Annotated in this window: 9 protein-coding genes; all 9 read right to left on the reverse strand. The window is 44.9% G+C overall.

Translation table 11 applies throughout. The annotated features are described in order from the left end of the window. Positions 1-67 precede the first annotated feature (67 nt). The 9 genes from JGK11_RS08680 to JGK11_RS08720 all read right to left on the reverse strand — a co-directional run bounded on the left by JGK11_RS08680 (position 68) and on the right by JGK11_RS08720 (position 23,092). Positions 68-1,726 (reverse strand): adenylate/guanylate cyclase domain-containing protein, encoded by a 1,659-nt coding sequence (locus JGK11_RS08680; protein WP_293181216.1) that lies wholly within the window; start codon positions 1,724-1,726, stop codon positions 68-70. Then, the gene (locus tag JGK11_RS08685) at positions 1,701-4,388 is read right to left on the reverse strand and encodes a response regulator (RefSeq protein ID WP_293192299.1); all 2,688 of its coding nucleotides are present in this window, start codon (positions 4,386-4,388) and stop codon (positions 1,701-1,703) included. Before JGK11_RS08685 ends, JGK11_RS08680 begins: the two co-directional genes overlap by 26 nt. A 555-nt stretch (positions 4,389-4,943) precedes the next feature. Then, on the reverse strand, positions 4,944-7,583 hold the full coding sequence (locus JGK11_RS08690; RefSeq protein ID WP_293181209.1) for a response regulator: 2,640 nt from the start codon (positions 7,581-7,583) through the stop codon (positions 4,944-4,946). A gap of 209 nt (positions 7,584-7,792) precedes the next feature. Next, positions 7,793-10,279, reverse strand: a complete 2,487-nt coding sequence (locus JGK11_RS08695; protein ID WP_293211271.1) for a response regulator — start codon at positions 10,277-10,279, stop codon at positions 7,793-7,795. Further along, positions 10,276-10,671, reverse strand: a complete 396-nt coding sequence (locus tag JGK11_RS08700) for a response regulator (RefSeq protein ID WP_293181203.1) — start codon at positions 10,669-10,671, stop codon at positions 10,276-10,278. The genes JGK11_RS08695 and JGK11_RS08700 overlap by 4 nt, the downstream gene beginning before the upstream one ends. A gap of 314 nt (positions 10,672-10,985) precedes the next feature. Continuing rightward, positions 10,986-12,410 (reverse strand): response regulator, encoded by a 1,425-nt coding sequence (locus tag JGK11_RS08705; protein WP_293181200.1) that lies wholly within the window; start codon positions 12,408-12,410, stop codon positions 10,986-10,988. Between the two features lie 9 nt (positions 12,411-12,419). Next, entirely contained in the window at positions 12,420-16,361 is a 3,942-nt protein-coding gene (locus tag JGK11_RS08710) for a PAS domain S-box protein (protein ID WP_293181197.1), read from the reverse strand. 743 nt (positions 16,362-17,104) lie between these two features. Further along, positions 17,105-19,870 (reverse strand): family 10 glycosylhydrolase, encoded by a 2,766-nt coding sequence (locus tag JGK11_RS08715; protein WP_293211273.1) that lies wholly within the window; start codon positions 19,868-19,870, stop codon positions 17,105-17,107. 480 nt (positions 19,871-20,350) lie between these two features. Next, complete coding sequence (locus JGK11_RS08720; protein ID WP_293211275.1) at positions 20,351-23,092, reverse strand: DEAD/DEAH box helicase; 2,742 nt, start codon at positions 23,090-23,092, stop codon at positions 20,351-20,353. Between the last annotated feature and the right edge of the window lie 133 nt (positions 23,093-23,225).

Consider the following 23,225-nt stretch of genomic DNA (forward strand, 5'->3'; position numbering starts at 1 on the left):
GGATGAGTCCTCCAGAAAGTGCGATTTAGATCTAATTTTAATATTAATTGAAATTGACATCTCAAACCTAAATAGATTGAGTTTGTTCTTCGAGCAACCAGTAAGTCAGCATTGTTCCTTTACCTTTAACCGTGATAGGCCCCCGTTCTTCAAAAATAAACTGCTCTTTCAAACGCTCGTAAGTCTTCGCCGTCACTTGAATTTTACCCGGCAATCCGTTCGACTCCATCCGCGAAGCAACATTCACAGTATCTCCCCACAAATCATAGCTAAATTTGCTAATCCCAATAATGCCCGCCACCACCGAACCGCTGTGAATTCCGATCCGCAATTGAAAACCTTCTCCAATTTTGAGATTAAACTTTCTCAAAGCTACCTGCATATCCAAAGCTAAAAGTGCGATCGCCTCAGAGTGATCCGGGCGCGCCGTCGGCAAACCCCCAACCACCATGTAAGCATCCCCAATCGTCTTAATCTTTTCCAACCCGTGCAACTCAGACAACCGATCGAACTCCGAGAAAATTCCATTCAAAATTTCTACCAACTGCGTCGGACTTTTGTGAGCCGAAAACTCTGTAAAACCAACCAAATCAGCAAACAATACCGTCACCTCATCAAAATGATCCGCAATCAGCTTTTGCTCTTTTTGCAAGCGCTCAGCAATAGGTTTAGGCAAAATATTCAGCAGCAATTTCTCTGTTTGCTTTTGCTGCAATTTCAGCGCTGCTTCAGCTTGTTTCCGCTGAATCAGCGAACCGAGCTGCGTAGCAACCGCACTCACCAATTCCAGCAAACGCGGCTGAGATTCCAGAACTTTTTCGCGATAAAAAATCAAAATAGCTAACACTTGGTTGTCCGCCAAAATTGGCAAACCAAAAGCCGCTCTCAATCCCACATTTACCGCAATTTCCGATCGCAGAAACACTTGTTCCGGTGCAGTAGAAACATCCTCGATCCATTCGGACTGCTGCGACTGCCAAATCCTCCCTGGGAGTCCCGCACCAGGAGCAAAAGTTAGCTGCCAACTTGTCTGTCTGAATTGGGCAAAACTCAAATCGCTGACGTACCTGCCTCTAGCACATCTTAAAACGCCGTCACTGTTAGGAATCCAAGCTTCGCCCAGATTCCATTCAATAGTTTGACAAATTAAACCTAAAATCACATCTATAGCCGACTCAAAATCGTCAGATTTGCTAATAGCTTGAGTTGCCTCCAGCAGCAATCTTGTTTCCATTTCAACCTGACGGCGATCGGCAATTTCCTGGTGCAACTGGACATTTTGATCGGTCAATTTTTGATTTTTTTCTTGCAGTTGCATTTGCAAAGAACGCACGGTCAGTTGATTGCTCACTCGCGCCAATACTTCTTTAACCTGAAAAGGTTTTGTGATATAATCTGCTCCGCCTACTTCAAAAGCTTTTGCCTTATCTATTCCTTCTTCTAACGCGCTGATAAAAATGATGGGAATTTCGCTAAATTGCGGTTGTACTTTTAGTTTTTGACATAATTCATAACCGTTAATATCCGGCATCATAATATCCAGCAAAATCAAATCTGGGACGCTAGACTGAATTGCATCTATAGCCGAAAAACCATTAGTAACAGGTCTAACTTTATAGCCATTTTTTTGCAAGATTCTAATCAACAAACGCAGATTGTCTGGCGTATCGTCAACTACTAAAATATCTGCTTGATAGTTTTCAGTTTGTTCCGCCTTCATCTCCACGATCAGATTCCTCCGCCTCGGCAACTAAATTGAGAATTTTCTGGTAATCAAAATTACCGAGATGACCCTGGAGGATTTCGGCAAATTCAGGATGAGCATCCCTTATTTCCTCGATTGTTATCCCAATTAAGTCAAAATCAGCACTGCGGATTACCTGCCTCATGTGATCTATCCATTGTGCGGGAAGTATGGGTAAATAAGCAAGCGCATCATTAGACTGGGAGTCAGATAGATTGTGGCGATCGCCCGCTGACATCAAATCCGTTGAGTTAGAGTATAGATACTTCACCCCTAAATGTTTGTGAAGGGTATCAAAGATATCATTTTTGCGGAAGGGTTTGTTAATAAAATCGTCGCAGCCGACGAATAAAGCAAACGATCGCCTCCCTTCAATGGTACTAGCTGTCAAAGCAATAATCTTCGGAATCAGAGGTTCGACACCAGAGACGTTGATTTCCTCCCCCATTGCTTGCTTGGACTGTCTCTGCTGTATCCTGAGTCTAATTTCCATCGTCGCTTCGCAGCCATCCATCACCGGCATTTGCAAATCCATCAAGATTAAGTGCGGCTGCCAGTTTTCCCAGATTTCTACCGCTTCACGGCCGTTGCTAGCCTGTTTCACTGCAAAACCCAAGGGAGAAAGCATTTTAACTAAAAGTTGGCGGTTGTCTTTGCGATCGTCCACAACTAAAATCCGGTAGGATGGCCCATCTGGTTCCACTCCCATCACCAGGCTGCTGATTTCCGGGGTAGGAATCGAAGCGGCATCAACTGCATCAACTTCAATCTCAAATCTAAAAATCGTACCTCGATTTTGCTCGCTTTCCACAGTAATATTGCCGCCCATTAGCCGTACAAATTGGCTGCTGATCGTCAAGCCTAAACCCGTCCCTTTTTGAGCTTTTTGACCGGATTCTGTTTGCACGAAGGCTTGAAAAACCTTGCCCAATTCTTCGGGAGAAATGCCACTTCCTGTATCTTCTACTTCAAATTGCAGAAACAACGAACCAGACAAATCTAAATTATTCTCCGTCAAATTTTCACTCTCAGGCAGACTGTAACTTGTCGAACCATCTAAATTTGTAGGATTTTCACCGGCAATGACAATTTCGCCTTCTGAATCATTTCCTCTTGCTTCTTCTCTATTACTTCTATCTGTTACATCCATGACATCCCCTACATCTGTCCCTGCCGAACTGCCTTGCCTAAGAGACCTCACTCTTACAGATACCCCGCCAACTCTGGTAAATTTCATGGCATTACTGAGGAGATTGATTAGCACTTGGCGCAGTTTTACCTCATCAGTTCGCACGTACTGCGGAACATCTGTATTTCGCTGAAAAACTAACTGCAAACCTTGAGTTTTCGCTCGTAGTTGAAACATATCTTCCATTTCGTCAAGCAAGTCGTAGAGATTGAAGTTTGTCGGAAAAACAATCATCCGGCCCGCTTCGATTTTTGCCAAGTCTAAAGCTTGATTGATTAAAGTCAGCAAGTGTTCGCCGCTGCGGTGAATAACTTTGATATTGTCTCGGTCTTCTGCTGTTAGATTTGGGCTAGATTCGACGATTTGAGTAAAACCGAGTATGGCATTGAGGGGGGTACGCAACTCGTGGCTCATGTTGGCGAGAAACGTACTTTTCGCTCTGTTTGCTGCTTGGGCAGCTAATGCAGCCTGTTGCAGTTGTTCTGTGCGTTCCACAATTTCAGCTTCTAAGGTACGCTGGTAATTTGCTAGGACTCTTTCTGCTTCTTTGCGCTCGCTGATGTCTTGAATAGCTGCGATCGCAAAAACAACATTTCCGCTGCTGTCAAAAATTGGCGTAGCAGTTACCTCTAAAGTAATTATCAAACCGTATTGAGTGATTTCAACATCATCAACTTTGACAGATTCCCCTCTCAGCGCCCGTAAAATCGGAAAATTTTCAGGAAAATATAGGCGATCGCTCTCGCCGTTATAAAATTGATCCATTCCACGCCATGTTTGGGCAGCCCTCGCGAGGACAGTTTGTGAATCAAGCAATTCCTGCGCTGCATGATTCAAATACGCGATCGAGCCATCGGGATTGTAAACAGATACCCCCACCGGCAAAGCTCCTAAAAATTGATTCAGCCGACTTTCACTCGCAGATAATTCCTCGTTGGCTAGCTTCAAGTCTGCGTTTACCACCTCTAACTCCGCATTGACTCTCTTTAACTCCTCGTTGGCTTGTTGTCGCTTGATAGTTTCAATTGTTAATTTTTGGTCTTGCAAATAACTGTGTACTGCTTCTACCACTGTTATTTGTAAATCTTCATCCTGCCAAGGTTTCTGGATGTATCTGTACAACTTAGCATACTTGATGCTGTTGCTCAGAGCTTGTAAATCGGCTTGTCCCGTCAGCATAATTGTCAGGGTATCGGGCGATTGTTCGTGAATTTGTTTGAGCAGCTCGTCCCCTTTAATATCCGGCATGATGTAATCGGAAAGCACCAAAGCTATTTCATGCTCCTCAGCCCGCAAATCTGCTAGCAATTCCAAAGCATCTTCTCCACCTTCTGCCGTTTCAATAATGCACTGATCGCCGATCGCCTTTTTGAGCTCAATCTTTAAGCTTTCCAAAACATCAGGCTCGTCATCTATACAAACAATCACAGGTTTCTTCATAAATTTATTTGCCATTTTTTTTGTTGAATATTTACTTATCCAAGGCAAAAAATAGTTGTTTGGTTTCGCTTTTTTGCCAGTTTCACTACCTTACCACCCCAGTCAATCGATTTTAGATTTTAGATTTTAGATTTTAGATTGACCCCACGGATAAATTCCGGGGAAGAGAGGATTTTAGATTTTCGATTTGGGATTGATTCCACGGATAAATCCGTGGGCTTGTACCATCAAGAAATTCTTGGTCAGCAAGTTGATTTGAGATTTACACCACAGATAAATTTGAGAGCATTTGCATGGTTTGATTTACAGAGAAACTGGTAAGCGATACAGATAATTTCAAGATTGTTTGTGAATGACTGCAATTCAAGTCTAGTCTAAAATTTTGATATTGCCACCACTAAAGTCGAGCACTTATATCTATTATTTTTAGCCATAAGTCATCCAGATATTTTTTTTTCAAACTTCACGCCTAAAGATTGGGTTTGAAGCCTTTCCTTTTAGGGGGAAATTAAACAAAATGATTCATTGTTCCAATCCTCTTCTATCGACGGAAGAGGTAGCTGTCAACTGTCAACTGTCAACTGTCAACTGATGAACCGTACTATTGAATTTCTCTGCTTCGAGAATTAAGTTGAGAATTTTTTGGTAATCAAAATTCTCTAGATGACCTTGAAGGATGTCGGCAAATTCAGGATGAGCAGCCCTTATTTCCTCGATTGTGATCCCAATTAAGTCAAAATCAGCACTGCGAATTACCTGCCTCATATTATCTATCCATTCTGCGGGAAGGTTGGGCAAAGAAGCACACAAAGTATTAGAAGAATTTGATAGGTTATTGCGATCGCCCATTGAATCAGAGCCTGTCAAGTCAGAATAAATATAACTCACCCCCAAATGTTTGCTCAGCATATCAAATATATCCATTTTGCGGAAAGGTTTTCTGATAAAGTCATCACAACCCATCAACAAAGAAAAAGAGCGTTTATCTTCATGGGTACTAGCTGTTAAAGCAACAATCTTCGGGTTCAGGAATTGAGGATTGGGAATATCCATCTTCCCCTCGCCTTGTTCCTCTTCCTTTCTCCGCTGTATCCTCGATCTAATTTCGATCGTCGCTTCGTAGCCGTCCATCACCGGCATTCGCAAATCCATCAAAATCAAGTGCGGCTGCCAATTTTCCCACATTTCTACCGCTTCACGGCCGTTGCTAGCCTCTTCGACTCCGAAACCCAAGCCAGAAAGCATTTTGACTAACAGTTTGCGGTTGTCTGTGCGATCGTCCACAACTAAAATTCGATAGTATTGCTGATCTGGTTCCAGTCCAATCACCTCACGGATGTTTTTTGGAACAGTAATTGCAGCGGAATCAACTGCACTAACTTCAATCTCAAATCTAAAAATAGTACCCCGTTCTAGCTGGCTTTCTACAGTTAGATCGCCACCCATTAACCGTACAAATTCGTTGCTAATTGTCAATCCCAAACCAGTACCTTGTTGAGCTTTTTGACCAGATGCTGTCTGCACAAATGCTTGAAAAAGATTGCCCATTTCTTCTGGGGCAATACCAACTCCCGTATCTTCTATTTCAAACTCCAAAAACAGAGAATTAGAAATATTTAAATTATCCGTTTTTGCCAATACTTTACTTTCAGACTGACGGGAAATTATAGAAATTTCTGGATAATTGCTTGCTTCTAAATCTGAATCTGTCGAATTTTTCAAGGGACTGACAATTTCCCCTTCCTCGCTTATTTTGGCTATATTTGCGATCGAATTCGCTGCTGAAATACCTTCTAACTTCCGGCGCACTCTTACTGACACCCCGCCGATTTGAGTGAATTTCATCGCATTACTCAGAAGATTGATTAGCACCTGGCGTAGCTTCACTTCATCGGTTCGCACGTACTGCGGAATGTCAGCATCGCGCTGGAAAATCAACTGCAAATCTTGATTTTTTGCTCGCAGGTCAAACATTTCTTGCAATTCGTCAAGCAAGCAGTAAAGGTCAAAGTTAGTCGGAAAAAGTGTCATCCGCCCCGCTTCGATTTTTGCCAAATCTAAAGCTTGATTAATTAAAGTCAGCAAGTGTTCGCCGCTGCGATAAATAATTCTGAGATTTTCTCTGTCGTCTACTGTCAAATTCGGGCTGGGTTCGACGATTTGAGTAAAGCCGAGTATGGCATTGAGAGGTGTACGCAACTCGTGACTCATGTTGGCAAGGAAGGTACTTTTCGCTCTGTTTGCTGCTTCGGCGGCGAAGGCAGCTTTTTGCAATTGTTCTGTGCGTTCTACAATTTCAGCTTCTAAGGTACGCTGGTAATTTGATAGGAAATTTTCTAATTCTTTGCGCTGGCTGATGTCTTGAATAACTGCGATCGCAAAAACAATATTTCCGTTGCTGTCAAAAATAGGTTTGGCACTTATTTCTAGAGTGATTGTCAGCCCGTATTGAAGGATTTCAACTTCATTCACCTTGACATATTCCCCTCTCAGCGCCCGCAAGATCGGAAAATTTTCAGGGAAATACAGCCGATCGTTTTCGGCGTCATAAAATTGAGAACTTGCAACTAATTGTTCAACACTGTTGCCTAGCATACTGTCTGCCAACCCAGTATCTGCATCCAGCAACTGCTCGGTGGTATGATTGATATAGGCGATCGAGCCGTCGGGATTGTAAACAGATACCCCCACAGGCAAAGCTGCTAAAAATTGATTCAATCGGCTTTCGCTTGCCGACAATTCCTGGTTGGCTATCTGCAACTGCTTGTTTGCTTCTCGCCCCTTAATAACTTCATCAGCCAACTTTTGGTCTTGCAAATAGCTGTGAACTGCTTCGACTACTGTTAACTTCAAATCTTCCTTTTGCCAAGGTTTGGGGATGTAGCGGTACAGCTTGGCATACTTGATAGCGTGACTGATTGCCTCCAAATCTGCTTGACCGGTCAGCATAATTTTCAGCGTATTGGGCGATCGTTCATGAATTATTTGGAGCAGTTCGTCTCCTTTGATATCCGGCATGATATAATCAGAAACAACTAAAGCTATTTCGTGTTCGTCAGCCTGTAAATCTGTTAATAACTCTAAAGCATCTTCTCCTCCTTGCGCTGTTTCAATAATACACCGATCGCCGATCGCCTTTTTTAGTTCAATCTTTAAACTGTTCAAAACATCAGCTTCGTCATCAATACAAACAATCACAGGTTTTTTCATGATTTTGCTTCCCGGAGTTTTTTTTGCTTCTCTCTTTGCTGCTACAATTTTGGTAAAAAATCAGATTTCAACCGATTTTTTTACCAACTTTTTTGGGTAACGGTAGAATGATTCATTGCTTCAATCCTCTTCTATCGACAGCTATGGGTAGCTGTCAACTGTCAACTGTCAACTGTCAACTGTCAACTGTCACCTCTACTATGCTATTTTTATGCCTCGGCAATTAAAGTGAGAATTTTTTGGTAGTCAAAATTATTGAGATGATCCTGGAGGATTTCGGTAAATTCAGGATGATCGTACCTTAATTCCTCGATCGTCCTCGCAATTAAGTCAAAATCAGCGCTACGTATTACCTGCCTCATGTTTTCTATCCATTCTGCGGGAAGTGCAGGCAAATAAGCAAGCGCAGCATTAGAGGGAGCGTCAGATTGATTGTGGCGATCGCCCGTTGGGATAAAATCAGTTGAGTAAGAGTAGAGGTACCTCACTCCCAAATGTTTGTGGAGCGTATCAAATATATCAGTTTTGCGGAAAGGTTTGCTAATAAAATCGTCGCAGCCTATAGATAAAGCAGACGATCGTTTTTCTTCAATAGTGCTAGCTGTCAAAGCAACAATCTTCGGAATCACAGAGCCCTTTTCTTGTCGCTCTTGCTGCTGTATTCTGTTCCTAATTTCTTTAGTAGCTTCATAGCCGTCCATCACTGGCATTCGCAGATCCATCAAAATTAAATGCGGCTGCCAATTTTCCCACATTTCTATTGCTTCGCAGCCATCGCTAGCCTCTCGCACTCCAAAACCCAAGGGAGAAAGAATTTTGACTAAAAGTTGGCGGTTGTCTTCGCGATCGTCTACAATTAAAATTCGATACCAGGGTTGATTTGGTTCCAACCCAGTAACTTCGCGGTTAATTTCTGGGGCGGGAATATCAGCAACATCAACCACACCTACTGGAATCTCAAATTTAAAACTTGTGCCGCGTTCTAATTCACTTTCTACGACGATTTCTCCTCCCATCAGCCGGACAAATTGACGGGTAATCGTCAATCCCAAACCCGTACCTTTCTGAGTTCTTTGACCCGAAGATGTTTGCACAAATGCCTTGAAAATATTCCCCAATTCTTCCGAAGCAATGCCAACGCCTGTATCTTCTATTTCAAACTGAAGGAAAATTACCCGATCGTCAGTTAAATCATCAGGCTCATCTCTGGGCACAACAGTTGCCACATCACTTCTATCGGTGGCAAACTCTCTAATACTTTTTGTAGTATCAATGCAAGCTGTTGGACTGTTCAATAAGTCAACTATTCTCGATTTTTCTAATTGTGAAACCCTTAAAACGATTGAACCTTGTTCCGTAAACTTAATTGCATTGCTGAGAATATTTATCAGCACTTGCCGCAGTTTGACATCATCGGTTCGCACATACTGGGCAACGTCATTTTCTCGCTGAAAAAGCAACTGAACCTCTTGATTCTTTGCCCGCATTTGAAACATATCTTGTAAATCGTCAAGCAAGCGGTATAAGTCGAAGTCTTTAGGGTCAAGTATCATCCGCCCCGCTTCAATTTTTGACAAGTCTAAAACTTCATTGATCAGGGCCAGCAAGTGTTCGCCACTGCGACGAATAATACTCAGATTTTCGTGGTTTTCGACAGTAAAATTGGAGCTGCCTTCCATGATTTGTGCAAACCCCAGTATGGAATTGAGAGGAGTCCGCAATTCATGGCTCATATTGGCCAAAAACGTGCTTTTAGCTTTGTTTGCAGCTTCAGCAGCTAAGGCGGCTTGTTGCAGTTGTTCTGTGCGTTCGTCTATTTTGGTTTCTAAGGTGTGCTGGTAATCTGCTAGTATTCTTTCGGCTCGTTTGCGATCGGTAATATCTTGAAAAGCTGCGATCGCATAAACAATATTTCCCCTAGCGTCAAAAATTGGCGTAGTATTGATCTCGATCGCAATTATTTTGCCATCTTGACGGATTTCTACATCGTCAACCTTGACAAATTCTCCTTTGAGTGCGCGCAAAATTGGCAGATTGTCCGGCGGGTAAAGCTCATCAGTATTGGCAACATAAAGTTGATAAGTTGCAGCTAATTGTTCCGCAGTGCTTTCCGGGATAGTGTCTGCACCCAGCAAATCCCGCGCTGCTTGGTTGAAATAGGCGATCGAGCCGTCGGGATTGTAAACAGATACCCCCACGGGCAGAGCTGCTAAAAATTGGTTCAGGCGGCTTTCGCTCGCCGACAGCGCCGCATTTACTTCTTGCCGCTTCAGGATTTCATCTGTTAACTTTTGGTCTTGCAAGTAACTGTGAATTGCTTCTACTACCGTTAATTTTAAATCTTCATTATGCCAAGGTTTAGGGATGTAACGGTACAATTTAGCATACTTTATAGCATTGCTCAGAGCTTCCAGATCAGCTTGCCCAGTCAGCATAATAGTCAGCGTATCGGGCGATCGTTCGTGAATTTTTTTAAGCAGTTCATCCCCTTTAATATCCGGCATAATATAATCGGAAAGCACCAACGCAATCTCGTATTCATCCGCCTGCAAATCTTCCAGTAACTCTAAAGCATCTTCCCCGCCCTCAGCCGTTTCAATAATACACCGATCCCCGATCGCCTTTTTCAGTTCAATCTTTAAACTGTTCAAAACATCCGGTTCGTCATCAATACAAACAATCACAGGTTTTTTCATAATAACTTTGCCAGCCCAGATTTGATCGTATCTATTAACTCTTTACTTTTCCACGGTTTGTACAAACAGCAGTATAAATCGGCTTCTTTTACTGCCCGCTGAAGAGCCTCTTTATCCGCTTGCCCCGTCAACATCACCTTAACGATTTTAGGATATTTTTGGTGAACTCTAATTAACAGTTCATCACCTTTGATTCCCGGCATCAGCCAATCAGAAACAACCACAATCACCTCAGCTTCTGCTGGAAACTCCTCCAGTAAATCTAAAGCTTCATCACCACTTTCAGCTAATTCGTAAAAATAATCATCTTTAAATTCATTCTTGAGCTGCATCTTGAGAGTCTTCAAGATATCGGGTTCATCGTCAACGCAAAGAATTACAGGCTTATTCATCTTTTGCTCTCTGCTATTATTTTAATGGGTTTACCGACATGACTTGCTTCTATGTTATTGATTTCGGGCGAGGATGCACTATCTATGTCCCCTATTTTATTTTAATAGAACTTCACAAAAGAAACCCGGTCAATCGCAATAAATCTTATGTTTGTCAGCGAGACAGCCCCTGTCGCTATCGGGAATCAGCCCCTGCGGATAATACCATTTTGGCATTGGAGGATTGGGGATGTTCGATTGGGTATCACTGATGACAATCGGGGTTTGGTGCTTGCTGACAGTGGCATTCTTTTTTTAACAGGTGTAAGTTTAGTTTAATAGATTGGGAGGGAGACTGTAAAGCTTGTCTGTCCAGGTACCGACTCTACAGCAATTGTACCTTCATGTTTGTCAACAATTTTTCTCACGATGTCCAATCCCAAACCGCTACCTTCCCCCGCAGATTTAGTCGTAAAAAATGGGTGAAAAATTTTGGGAATAACTTCTGGGGGAATACCTTTGCCGTCATCAGTAAATTTGAGGACAAGATTTGTCTCTTGCTGCTTAGTTTCAATCGTCAAAATACCTTTATAATCCATTGCTTGCAGGGCATTGTGAATTAGATTTGTCCAAACTTGATTTAAGTCATCCGGATAACACATGATTTTCGGTAAATCTCCATAGTTTTTGACTACTTCTATGCCGTGTTTCAGTTGATTTTGATAAAGAGTTAACACCATTTCAATGCCATCATGCAAGTTCGCCTGCACTTTTTCTTGCTTGCTATCGAAATGAGCGTAGCTTTTTAAGGCAAATACTACTTTTCCCGACTTGGCTGTCGCTCTTTGGATCAGGCTAATACTTTTCTTAAAGCTCGCAAACTGGTAAGCAGTATTGAAAACCACTTCCCAATCCGGCAATTTAAAAAATGGCAACAATTCTTCTATGCGATCGTAAATCTCCATGTCAACTAAACTATCCGCTATTTCTTCAGCATTTTCAATGCCTCCTGCCATCAACTCGTTACGCAACTGCTGCTTAATTTTGCGCTTTTCTCTGCTAGTAAATAGCGTTTCGTGATTTGTAGATCTGTGCAGCAAAGCTAAAAAACAAGCTTGGCTTTCTTCAGAAAGTTGTTGAAAAAATTGAGGCATTTTTTCTAAATTTTCGTCCCAAAAATTAGAAATATTATCAATAGATGAACCTATGATGCCTAGCGGAGTATTGATTTCGTGGGCAATGCCGGCAATCAGTTGTCCCAGTGCCGCCATTTTTTCCGATTGAATCAAATGCTCTTGTGTCGCTTGCAATTGGTAGATAGCAGTTGCTAAATCTTGATTTTTTTCTTGCAAACTTTGTTGCAACGAACAAATTTTTAAATGAGTTTCGATTCGGGCTAAAACTTCTTCAACCTGAAAAGGTTTGGTAATAAAGTCCACTCCCCCAACTGCAAAAGCTTTAACTTTATCCATCACATCGTTAATCGCACTGATGAAAATCACCGGGATGTCTTTTGTTACTTCAGAATCTTTGAGTCGCTGACAAACTTCATAGCCATCCATATCCGGCATCATAATATCCAGCAGAACTATATCTGGGGGCATTTTTTGAGCGGCAGATAGTGCTAGTTTGCCGTTAGGAACTGGGCGAACTTGATAGCCTTGATTGCTCAAAATTTCTGCCAATAGCCGCAGGTTTTGTGGCGTGTCGTCCACTACTAAAATATTAGCTCGATTGGTGTTCTGCAAAGTTGAAGTCATCGGTATTTACTATTGTTCGCTGCGATCGATTGTGGTCAAAATTCTGTCATATTCAAAATTATTAATGCAATCTTGAAGCGCGGCTGCCAGAGAGGGGTTGATAGTGCCGATTTGTGCGATCGAACTGGCGATCGCCTCCATGTCTACACTCAAAATATTTTGCTTGAATTGAACCCTCCAGTCTGGAGAAAGAGAGGCGATCGCCTCTGGTGTCAGCACATCCTGACTAGACTCCCCCGCACCCCCCATACTGACCTCTGTTGGCTCTTCATAAATATAGCGTACTCCTAAATGTTTCCCCATGGCCGCAAAGATATCTTCCTCTCGGAACGGTTTCCGCATAAAATCATCGCAACCCGTCGAAAGAATCACCGCCCGTTCTTCCTCCAAAACACTAGCAGTCAGGGCAACAATCGCCGTTGCTTGCCCGCCAGTTGTAGTTTTAATCTGTTTCGTTGCCTCGTACCCGTCCATTACAGGCATTCTCATGTCCATCCAAATTAGATGCGGTTCCCAATCCCTAAAAATATCCACCGCTTCTTGACCGTTATTCGCTTCTCTCAACAGAAATCCCAACGGACTGAGAAGTTTTACTAACAGTTGGCGGTTCAAAGGTTTGTCGTCCACAATTAGCAAGCGGTAAGGTGGCTGATTCGGTTCGAGGGCAACAACTCGACGTAGAGCTTTTTTACTTTCAATATCACTAGCTTCCACCAGATGAACTTGGATATCAAATTGAAATAGCGCACCCTTGCCCACCTCGCTGCTAACAGTAATTTCACCTCCCATCAATTGCACGAACTGGCGGCTGATCGCTAAACCTAAACCCGTCCCTTCTTGAGAATCTTTACCCGTTGTTGTCTGCACAAATGCTTCAAACAACTGATGGATTTCTTCGGTGGCAATGCCTGCACCAGTATCTTGAACTTCAAAATGGAGCGAGTAGCGGCCGGGCATTTCATCAGCGCTGTTTTTGTGTAAATTCCGCTTTCCTCCTTTCACTTGCACCGACACTCCACCTTGTGAAGTAAATTTAATTGCATTGTTGAGCAAATTAATTAATACTTGGCGCAATTTCACTTCATCGGTGGAAATGTAATGGGGAACTTCTGCATCTCGATCGAAGATTAATTGCAAGCCTTTTTCCTCAGCTTTGAGAGCAAACATATCTTCTAAATCATCGAGGATTCGATATAAATCGAAGCTTTTTTCATTAATGGTAGTGCGTCCAGCTTCAATTTTTGACAAGTCTAAAACTTGGTTAATTAACGTCAGCAAATGCTCGCCGCTCCGCAGGATAATCCCGACATCTTCTTGATTTTCGGGAGACAAATTTTTACTGCGGATCATGACTTGAGCAAAGCCGATGACTGCGTTCAGGGGCGATCGCAATTCGTGGCTCATATTGGCGAGAAACGTACTTTTAGCTTTGTTGGCTGCTTCGGCGGCTTCTTTCGCCTGCTCCATTTTGATTTGTGCTTCTTTGCTATCCGTAATATCTTTAATAAAACCTTCGTGATAAAGTAGATTTCCTGCGGGATCGCACACGGCCCGACAATTTTCGGAAATCCAGATGATGCTACCATCTTTGCGGTAAATTTCCGATTCAAAGTTAGACAGTATCCCGTACTCGTCGATCAGCGCTACAAATTCGCTGCGGCGGTTGGGTTTCACGTAAAGCTGGTTCTTGAAATTCGGCTGTGCTGCGATTAATTCTGCGGGCGATTCGTAACCGTAGAGTTCAGCTAAAGCGGGGTTGGCGCTGAGGTATGTCCCGTCAGCAGCAGTTTGAAAAATGCCATTCAAAGCATTTTCATAAATGTTGCGATATTTTTCTTCTGCTTCGCGGAGGGCGGTTTCTGCTTTTTGGCGATCGGTAATATCGCTCGAAATCGAGAGAAAACAAGCTTCTCCCTCAATATCGATGGTTTCAATAGACAGCAGGGCCGTTCTTTCTGTACCGTTTTTTTTGCGAAATCTCAGCTCGTAATTGTGAAGGGCTGTCTGGTTTCTTAACATTTGAATCATGCGATCGCGCTCTCCTAGACTCGCCCAAAAATTTAGATCTACGGCTGTTTTACCAATAATTTGGTCGTGCGTGTAGCCAATCATCCGGCAAAAGCTTTCATTAACTTCTATGTGGCGACCGTCACTGATTCTCGTGATCGTAATTGCATTTGGACTAGAACGAAAAGCTTTAGAAAACTTTTCTTTTGCCTTGGCAAGAGCGGCGGTACGTTCTGCAACTTGGACTGCTAAGTTTTGGTTGTATTCTTTTAACAGTTGCTCCGCTTGTTTGCGTTCCGTAATATCTTGAAAGGCGCACATCCCATAGATAATATGTCCTTGGGCGTCGTAAATAGGAGTTCCCCAAACTTGTAGGGGAACAGTTTTGTCACGGGAGCAGATTTCCATGTCATCGACAGTGACACTTTTGCCCTGCAAAGCATTTAAAATAGGGTCGTGTTCCGCCGGGTAAATTTCCTGGGTTCCAGCTAAATAAACTTTGTAAGCTTGGCGCAAATTTTCGGCATCTGCTGCTATGATTCCTTGACCAAAAAGTTGCTCTCCTATAGGATTAATGTAGTGAGGTTTACCATTTTTTTCGACAATAAAAATGCCTAGCGGTACTGCATCGAGAAATTGTTTGACTCGGTTTTCGCTTTCCGAGAGCGAAGTAAATGAATGCTGCAATTGCTCTGCCATGCTGTTGAAAGCAGCGGCAAGTTCTCCGAGTTCATCTTCGCGATTCAAAGCGAGCTTTGTATCCCATTCATTGCGTGCCAAAGCTTTCGCCGCCGCATTCAATTTTAAAATCGGCCGCACCACCCATTTAGCAGTCAGAATCCCAAGAATGGTCGCCCCAATCAAAGCTGCAACGGACAGCAAAAAAGTGGTGCGGGTATTGGCATTAATTTGCTGCATAAAGTCTGACTCGGGTACAACTACCACAATCAGCCAATCCAACCCTCGATCGTCTTGAAAAGGAGTTACCTGAATAAAATTTCGCTGACCGTCAACATCAAAGGTAAGCTGTTGAGAATTATTGATTTTAGCTAAGCTTTGGTAGAATTTATCTAAATGCTGTGCAGTTTGGCGAATTACCGGATTTTCGCTGGCTGAAGCTTTGATGCGTTTTGCTTCTTTACCTTGTACTGCAAATTCTTTACCCGGCTTTGAAGTGGCAATTAACATCCCCGATCGCTCCATCACAAAAGTTTGTCCCGACTTGCCAATTTTGAGGCTGACGAGAAATTCTTTGATTTTGGAAAACAGCAAATCGCTGCCAGCTACTCCTAACAGCTTACCATCATTGTCGTAGATAGGCAAAGAAGCAGTAATTGCCAGTTCTCTGGTCAAGAAGTCTGTATAAATTGGAGTCCAAACAGGCTTTTTGGCTAGCGCCGCTGCTATGTACCAAGGACGAACTCGCGGGTCGTATTTTTCGGGAGAAATTTCGATTAATTTAACGCGTTTTCCTTGAGGGTCAGCAGTATATCGAGCTAATTTATTGCCAGTCGATCTGTCAGCAGCAGATATCAGAATCCGATCTTTAGTGCGGATTGCTCCTGAGTGGTCTCCATTTTCTTTGCCTGTATAAATGATGCTGATTGAATCAAAATATTGAATTTGTTCGAGGAAATGAAGTTCGAGTTTTTGTTTGTCTTCTAGGTTCAACTGCCCCAATTTTACGCCTTGAACGTTCAGGTGATTGACAATGTGGGGAATTGACATATAATTTTCAATGCGGTCTTTGATGCGAGCGCTAATTTCTCCCCGCAACTGAGCGGCCACATCGTTAACCGCCCGCTGACCGTTTTGGAACGACAGCCAACCTACAACTCCTACTGTGCCAACAATTTGCACTAAAAAAGGAAGCACGAGCACAGTTTGTAATGGAGCTTTGCCGATAATTTTGGTAGCAAAGCGATTCAGCGGTTTAGGAAACATATTCATCCTAAAAATAATTGAAATTGGTCGTGGAAATTAGTAGATCTTAAAGTCTTGGAGCGATACAGGAGGGAGTTGTCTCAAATCCGGTTCCTGACTCATCATAAAAGTGTTGGCGATCGCCTTTTGAGAGTTTTGAGGACTTCCCTCGTGACTACAAACTTATACCAATTTGAAAAAGTCTTGCTACAATGATTAATTATATAAAAATTATCTTTCATTTGCATAACTCTATGCCGGATACGGCAATGCCGTTTCCCTACAACAGATGATAGCCTCTAATTTCCGTAGTAGCAATGTTTTTCATGATTGGTATTAATTAGAGTTTTTTAACCGGATTTGAGAGCGCGAAGCAATGCCGGCTGTTGGCGATCGCGATTGCTGGCCTTCCTGTCTTCGGACAGGCAATAGGGATTTCCACCGCCTCAGTAGGTGGTTACTAATAAACATTACAAGAGTTGGGCGAGTGAGAGGGCGACTCTACTCGCTTCTATCATAAAATTTTAACCGGCACCCGCCCTTACAAGATAATCTGGTTTTTTTTTCGATGACTTACTTACTGATTGCAGGCAATGCAGATTGCTATAAGTGCAGTGCAGAGATTGTCCTTACTGACAACTGTCTAAGGTATTAATTTTAATTACCATAGCGTATTTCAGCAGACAGTTTTTGGGCAACTACTGATTCAGGTGATTGAGTACGATCGCACTATCCGCAGCCACCGGCACCCGAAACACCTGTATTTACCTGCGATTCAACTCCACCCTTTCGCCGTAACGCAACAGCATATCCAAGCTTTCCAAACGATTTTGCCAAGTTTGCACCTGATAGCTATTTTGCCCAGAATGCAAGCGCATGGAAGACTGAAATTGAGCTTCAAAACTCGCCAACAATCTTTTAGCAGTTGTTAAGCTTTCGGCAGAAGGACTTGCAGCCAATCTGCTCAAAGCAACACCCAATTCCTCCGATCGACTTTTGAGAACTTTCAATTCAGATTCCGACACCCGCAACTGATTGTTAGCCAACAAAAAACTCCATTCCTGCTTGAGAGCAGTATAGCGCGAAGCTGCTGCTGCAAAGGGCTGGCGGTAAGGAATTGGTTCGGAAGCAGAAGTCGTTAGCGAAGCCCTCGTAGACGATCGCACTCTGACACCTTGAGTCCGGTTAAAAAAGCTCTGCATCCCGCTGCTGATACTTTCCACCGCAAAAATAGCATAGCCCCCAGTCGGCAAATCGCGCAAAGCTTGAATTTGGTCGATCGCCACAACTTCCGGGAGTGTCAACAACTTAACCGAGGGAGAAATTAAAGCTGAACCGAGCATTTGTTCCTTTGCTAGCGGTTCGGTAATGCGTTGAAGTCGGTTCGTATCCAAAGCATAAGTCATCGGCACAATCAAGTCTACAATCCCCTGACGGGCCCAAACTTCCCAATTTTGCTGAATTTTGTAAATCCGCTGACTTTCGGGGTGGGGAAACACCGCAACTGACAGAATAGTGCGAGGATAATTCGACCGCAAAAGCTGAGATACTTCAGCTACAAAACTATTAATTTGATTGGTTTTAAACTCAACCCACTGCCGCCACAAATTGCCAGAACTCGGCGAAATATTCACCGGATCGGTACCAGTTAACTGTTTAAATTGCTGCCTTGCTGCTGCACCGTAGCCGTAGACAAAACCTGCATTGTCATCTTGAAAAGGATAGCGAATGTAGTCTAATTGCACACCATCTACTTTGTATTTGCTGGTAATTTCGCTGATAATTCTTAGTAAATAATTCCGCGCTTCCGGGTTTGCAGGATCGAGATAAAATTTACCATCGTTAGGGTTTTGCGTGCGTCCTTTATTGTCAATATTTGCCCAATTTGGATAGGCCGAAAGTACCGGGCCTGGATAAGAACCAGGTTTGCCAATTAAAGTATTGTGGCGTTTATTGCCCGTGGCAAAAGTCCAAATCCAAGCGTGCAGTTCTATGCCTCGCTCGTGGGCTAATTTAACCGCAGATTCCAGAGGATCCCAGCCAACTGTGAGGGGGTTTTGTTGCGGTGCAACTTGACTGGGATAAATCGGATATCCGGCATTTAAAGTTTCAAAGAAAACGGTATTGATCCCGGCGGCGGCAAGTCGATCGAACACAGCGGCCAAACCCTGTTCCGATCGCGCTGCGACGATCGTACCGCGATCGAGCCAAACGGCGCGAATTTCCGCCCCAATGCGCTGCCCTTCCTGGGGGTAATTTTGCCAGAGCAACTGGCGCGCTTGCACCCACTGCTGCCTGATCTCAGCGTATTTTTGCTCTTGCAGGAGTTGGTCAAAATTTTGCAAAACCTGACGGGCTTTGGCGATCGCCCCTGTGGTTGCTGCTGGTAAAACCAACGGGCGACTCGCCTGCGGCCCACCGACACTGTTGCTTGACGCCACCAATTGAGGGGGGATAGCAGCATCGAGATTGACGGCGGTATTGCCTGAATTAGCTGCTGTCAGGGCGCTTTCAAACCTGCCGAGGAGGTTGGTGAGTTCTTGGCGCATCAAGTAGGCTTCAATGCTGACGATCGGCTTATTGGAATTTATCTGCACGTCCAAACCCGCCGGCGCCGACTGATCCGAAGGGTCTGTAAAAGTTGCAGGTACGGGATCTGGAAGGGGGGGAGAAGGAGAAAGTCGGCTCAGCGGAGTATTGCGCGGCGAACTGGGGGTATTTCTCGTGACCCTGGAGGGGGGATTTGGCAGCGGTGGTGCGGCTGCTGTTGGCGGCTCGACAGGCCTACCCACAGTTCCTCCCCAGCGGGCGATCGAGGCCCGCAGCCAAGCCGTGTCTATATTTGGGGAACCGTCGCTACCCCAGCGCCAGCCGAGATAGGTAGCGCGATCGGTGGCGATCGCAGCGGAGGAACCGGAACTATCTTTCCAGGTAGCGATGGTTTGACTGTTCGCGTCGGCGGGAATCAAGACGCCGCCTTGAACAGAGGCATTTTTTTGTTCTGGGGGAACCCAGTTGCTTGAACTGGTACAAGCGAGATCGCGGCAGCGGGTGCGCGGTTGCACCGCCCCCCGCTGAGTCAACGGAAAAGCCCAATAGGCCCCGAGGAGCGATCGTAAAGATTGACGTACCAAGGCTGGGGAACTGCGGCCGACTGGGCCCGAAGCAATCAAGCGGCCGCCCTGTTTTGTCCAAGCTTCTAAAACTTTAATTTGTGCCGGACTCAAAGTTTCAATATTGGGCAAAAACAGCACATTAACGCCTGCTAAATCCGCCAAATTTTTGATGTCTTCGAGATTGATTGGTTTGTAAGCAATGCCGCTTTCCCAGAGGCGCGTGGTAATCTTCACCCAGTCGGGGGAATTCTCGGAACTGCGAACAACTCCCAGAACTACTTCCGCAAAACTGGGAGAGGGAAATAGGATGGAGAGATTGAGTAATGTACTCGCTAGAGTGCCAATGAAGACTCTTTGCAAGAAAGTGAAAAAGCGAATTTTTGGATTTCTATCGGGCTTTTTGATTTGTTGCATTGACACGAGAATTACCCACCACACCACTTAGGAAAATTTCAATAACAATTTCGAGCAATTAACTCGCACAATACAATTTTTTATCAGGTCATGCAACCTAAATCAGGAAAATATGCGATCGCCCGCCTGCAATGGGATCGAATTCGAGCGAACCGATCTCGGGTGCGATCGAACTATCGCCATAAAAAAGGTTGGTAGTGAGGACTTTAGTCCGCATTTATGAAGGACTCGCATTCCGAACGATCGGGAGCATCTCATTTTTGTAAAAAGCATTTTTTCTTTGAGTGCGAGCGTCCCCGCTCGCGTATTGTACAATACGCGAGCGGGGACGCTCGCACTATAATAAATGCAAGACTGAGATGCTCCCGAACGATCGAACCTTAGGAATGAGAATTAAATAACTTACAATTTTTATTGTTCTTGTGGGACGGGCGGGACGCCCATCCCACAAATATGTGTAAATTATTTAATTCGCGATCCTTACTGAGTTGCCGCTTCATTTACCGGGAATCGATCGATCAACTGCATCGCCCGACAAGCATTCTTCCGCAAAGAATCCGACACGTGAGGAACATGAGGAATCTGAGACAAGAAATCCAAAGTCCGGCGCAAAATCCGCACCACATCCCCTTCATCCAAACTCGTGTGACTAATCAGTTCCAGCCATTCCACGCCCAGAGCCCACTGTTCCACCAAAGTCACGATATCCCGTTCCAGCCAAATCGGGATCGCAGCTTCGTGGCGGTACTGTACTTGAAACAATCGGCGGCGCAGCCCTTTTTGCAGATTGTCCAAAGGTGCCAAAACTTCCGGCGACAGCGAGTAATGAGTCCAACTGTCAGGCCGAGAAACTTCTGTAACCAAGGCCGCGCAAGCAGCAGCGAGGTGGTGGGGGTCGAGTTCGTCAAACTCCGCAGACATTAGGGACAAACCCAGCCACAGTTCATTGTCGCCGCGAATGGCGGCGCAGGCTTGGCCCAAGATTGTGGGTACTAACCTGTCGGAGGAGTCATCTCGGTTCCCATCTGGGGAAATTACTCTTTCCAAACAACCGAAATTTAGCAAGATGTCAATTAAATTGAGAAATTGCTCCCAGTAGCGAGCTCGCTGCTTTTCTAAGTCTTGTTCGGCTTTGCGGATTTCTTTTTTCAATTCTTCGCCGCGGCGCTGGCGCTTGAGCAAAGTACCGGGATTGCCCCATTCGAGAACTGGGTGAGTTTCTAGTTTATCTTCTAGGGCGGCGATTTTCTGCTGTTGCTCGATCGCCTCTGGGCTCGGTTCCGGTGCGGGCAATTCTGGGATCGATTGAGCAATTGCCACAGTTTCTTCACTTCCCAAGCGACACTGGCCGAGTCTCAGTGTCAATTCCGGAGGCGGGTTTAAGCCATCTGCGACACTCAAGCGGGGTAGTTGGGCGTGGAGGGTGGCGACATCGCTAATCGCGACGATATACCAGCGGTTGTCTTTGCCCAAACATACCAAATTAGGTGCTTGGCCGGAACCTGGGATTTTGGCAACCAGTACGGCGGGGACTGGGGTTGTGTGCGATCGTTTGGCTGTCGGGACGTGTTTGCCCTTCAGACTCAGAACCGTCCCTAGCACTGCAAAAGCTACAGCTACCGACATCTCCTTAATTCGCGTTTCTTCTGCTTGCTGCAATAGAGTTTTCAGCAAACGTTTGTCTTCTTTGAGCCTTCCCTGCAATTTTTCGTAATGGGCGAGTTGTTTTTCCAGGGTAGAGACATTACCTCCGGCAGCCAGGGACTCTTCGAGCACCGCTAATTCTGTTTGCAACCGATCTAATTCTGATTGCTGCGGCTGCAAGTACAAGGTAGAAAGGTATTGACCAAAACTGCGTTCTACCAACTCTTGAGCTTCCTCAAGCGTGTGAGTTTGCAGCAAATTCAGCACCATGCCGTAGCTGGGCGTAAACTGACTGGCAAGGGGGTCGGCTTTGGCTGTTGCCAAATAGGAGGCTTCCTTTGCGCCTTCAAAGCGGGTCTGAACTGCGACCACGTGCCCCAGCTCATCCATGCCCCGGCGACCTGCCCGACCGGCCATTTGTAGGAATTCTGAAGCGTTTAGCAGTCGGTGTCCCTTGTCGGTGCGTTTGGACAGGGTGGAAATGACGGTGGTGCGGGCGGGCATATTGATCCCGGCTGCGAGGGTTTCGGTGGCAAATACGACTTTAATCAAACCTCTGCCAAAAAGTTCTTCTACTAAACCTTTCCAGGCGGGCAAAATGCCTGCGTGGTGGGCGGCGATGCCTTTTAAAAGTGCTTCTTTTTGACCGAAACGTTCTGCTTCTGGGTTGCGCTGTAAAAAATCGTCAATAATGCGTTTGAGTTCGGCTGTTTCGGCTGCGTTAACTAGGGAGAAATTGCCTACTTCTGCTACTGCTTGGTCGCACCCGCGACGGCTGAAGATGAAGTAAATTGCTGGTAGCATATCGCGATCGTCCAACCGAGACAAAACATCGGTCAAACTGGGAGTCGGAATGCTACCTCTTTCTGCTTTTTGCTGCTTCTTTTTGGGGACTAATCGCGGATTAGCTCTTTTGCCGGTTTCGTCTAGCAGGGGAAATATCCCTTTTTGATTGGCGAAGTGGAATTGTAGCGGCACTGGCCGAAAGTCTGAGTAGACAAGCTCTGTGGGCCCGTGGACTTTGTTAATCCAGTCTGTAAGTTGGTCGCTATTAGCAACGGTTGCTGAGAGGGCGAGGAGTTGAATTTCGCTGGAACAATAGATGATTGATTCTTCCCAGACTGTACCCCGCTGGCGATCGTTCATGTAGTGACACTCGTCGAGCACCACGGTTTCGACTCCGGTGAGGGAAGCACCGACAGCGCCGATCGGCGTACCGTAGAGCATATTCCGAAATATTTCGGTAGTCATCACCAAAATCGGCGCATCTCGATTGAAGGAGATGTCGCCCGTCAGCAAACCTACCATCTCGTCTCCAAATTGATGACGGAAGTCCCGCAGCTTTTGGTTGGAGAGAGCTTTGAGGGGAGTGGTGTAGAAGACGCGCCGCCCTCTGGATAGTGCTTGATGGATGGCGTATTCGCCGATTAAAGTTTTCCCTGAGCCCGTGGGAGCACACACGACAACGGATTTACCTGCATCGAGGGCGGCGATCGCGTCTCTCTGAAAGTTATCTAGCTCAAATGGAAATATGGTCTTCAGATCCAGCTCTTGGCGGTTCTGGGAAGCGTTAGGCACAAGGATTATTATGAGGTTGCAGGGTAAGTATGCTTAAATCTTGCCGAAAGCAAGGCAGCAGAGGACGACTGTATTGATTTTAGACCAACGCCCGCAAATCGGCACTCGAACAAAGAGGAGAGGGAGAGAATTC

The organism is Microcoleus sp. PH2017_34_RAT_O_A, assembly GCF_020737885.1.
GTDB lineage: Bacteria > Cyanobacteriota > Cyanobacteriia > Cyanobacteriales > Microcoleaceae > Microcoleus.

Excerpts from the sequence above, each read along its gene's own strand:
- JGK11_RS08690 (WP_293181209.1), bottom strand. The coding sequence starts at position 7,583 with ATGAAAAAACCTGTGATTGTTTGTATTGATGACGAAGCTGATGTTTTG.
- JGK11_RS08685 (WP_293192299.1), bottom strand. The coding sequence starts at position 4,388 with ATGGCAAATAAATTTATGAAGAAACCTGTGATTGTTTGTATAGATGAC.
- JGK11_RS08715 (WP_293211273.1), bottom strand. The coding sequence starts at position 19,870 with ATGCAACAAATCAAAAAGCCCGATAGAAATCCAAAAATTCGCTTTTTC.
- JGK11_RS08695 (WP_293211271.1), bottom strand. The coding sequence starts at position 10,279 with ATGAAAAAACCTGTGATTGTTTGTATTGATGACGAACCGGATGTTTTG.
- JGK11_RS08710 (WP_293181197.1), bottom strand. The coding sequence starts at position 16,361 with ATGTTTCCTAAACCGCTGAATCGCTTTGCTACCAAAATTATCGGCAAA.
- JGK11_RS08700 (WP_293181203.1), bottom strand. The coding sequence starts at position 10,671 with ATGAATAAGCCTGTAATTCTTTGCGTTGACGATGAACCCGATATCTTG.
- JGK11_RS08705 (WP_293181200.1), bottom strand. The coding sequence starts at position 12,410 with ATGACTTCAACTTTGCAGAACACCAATCGAGCTAATATTTTAGTAGTG.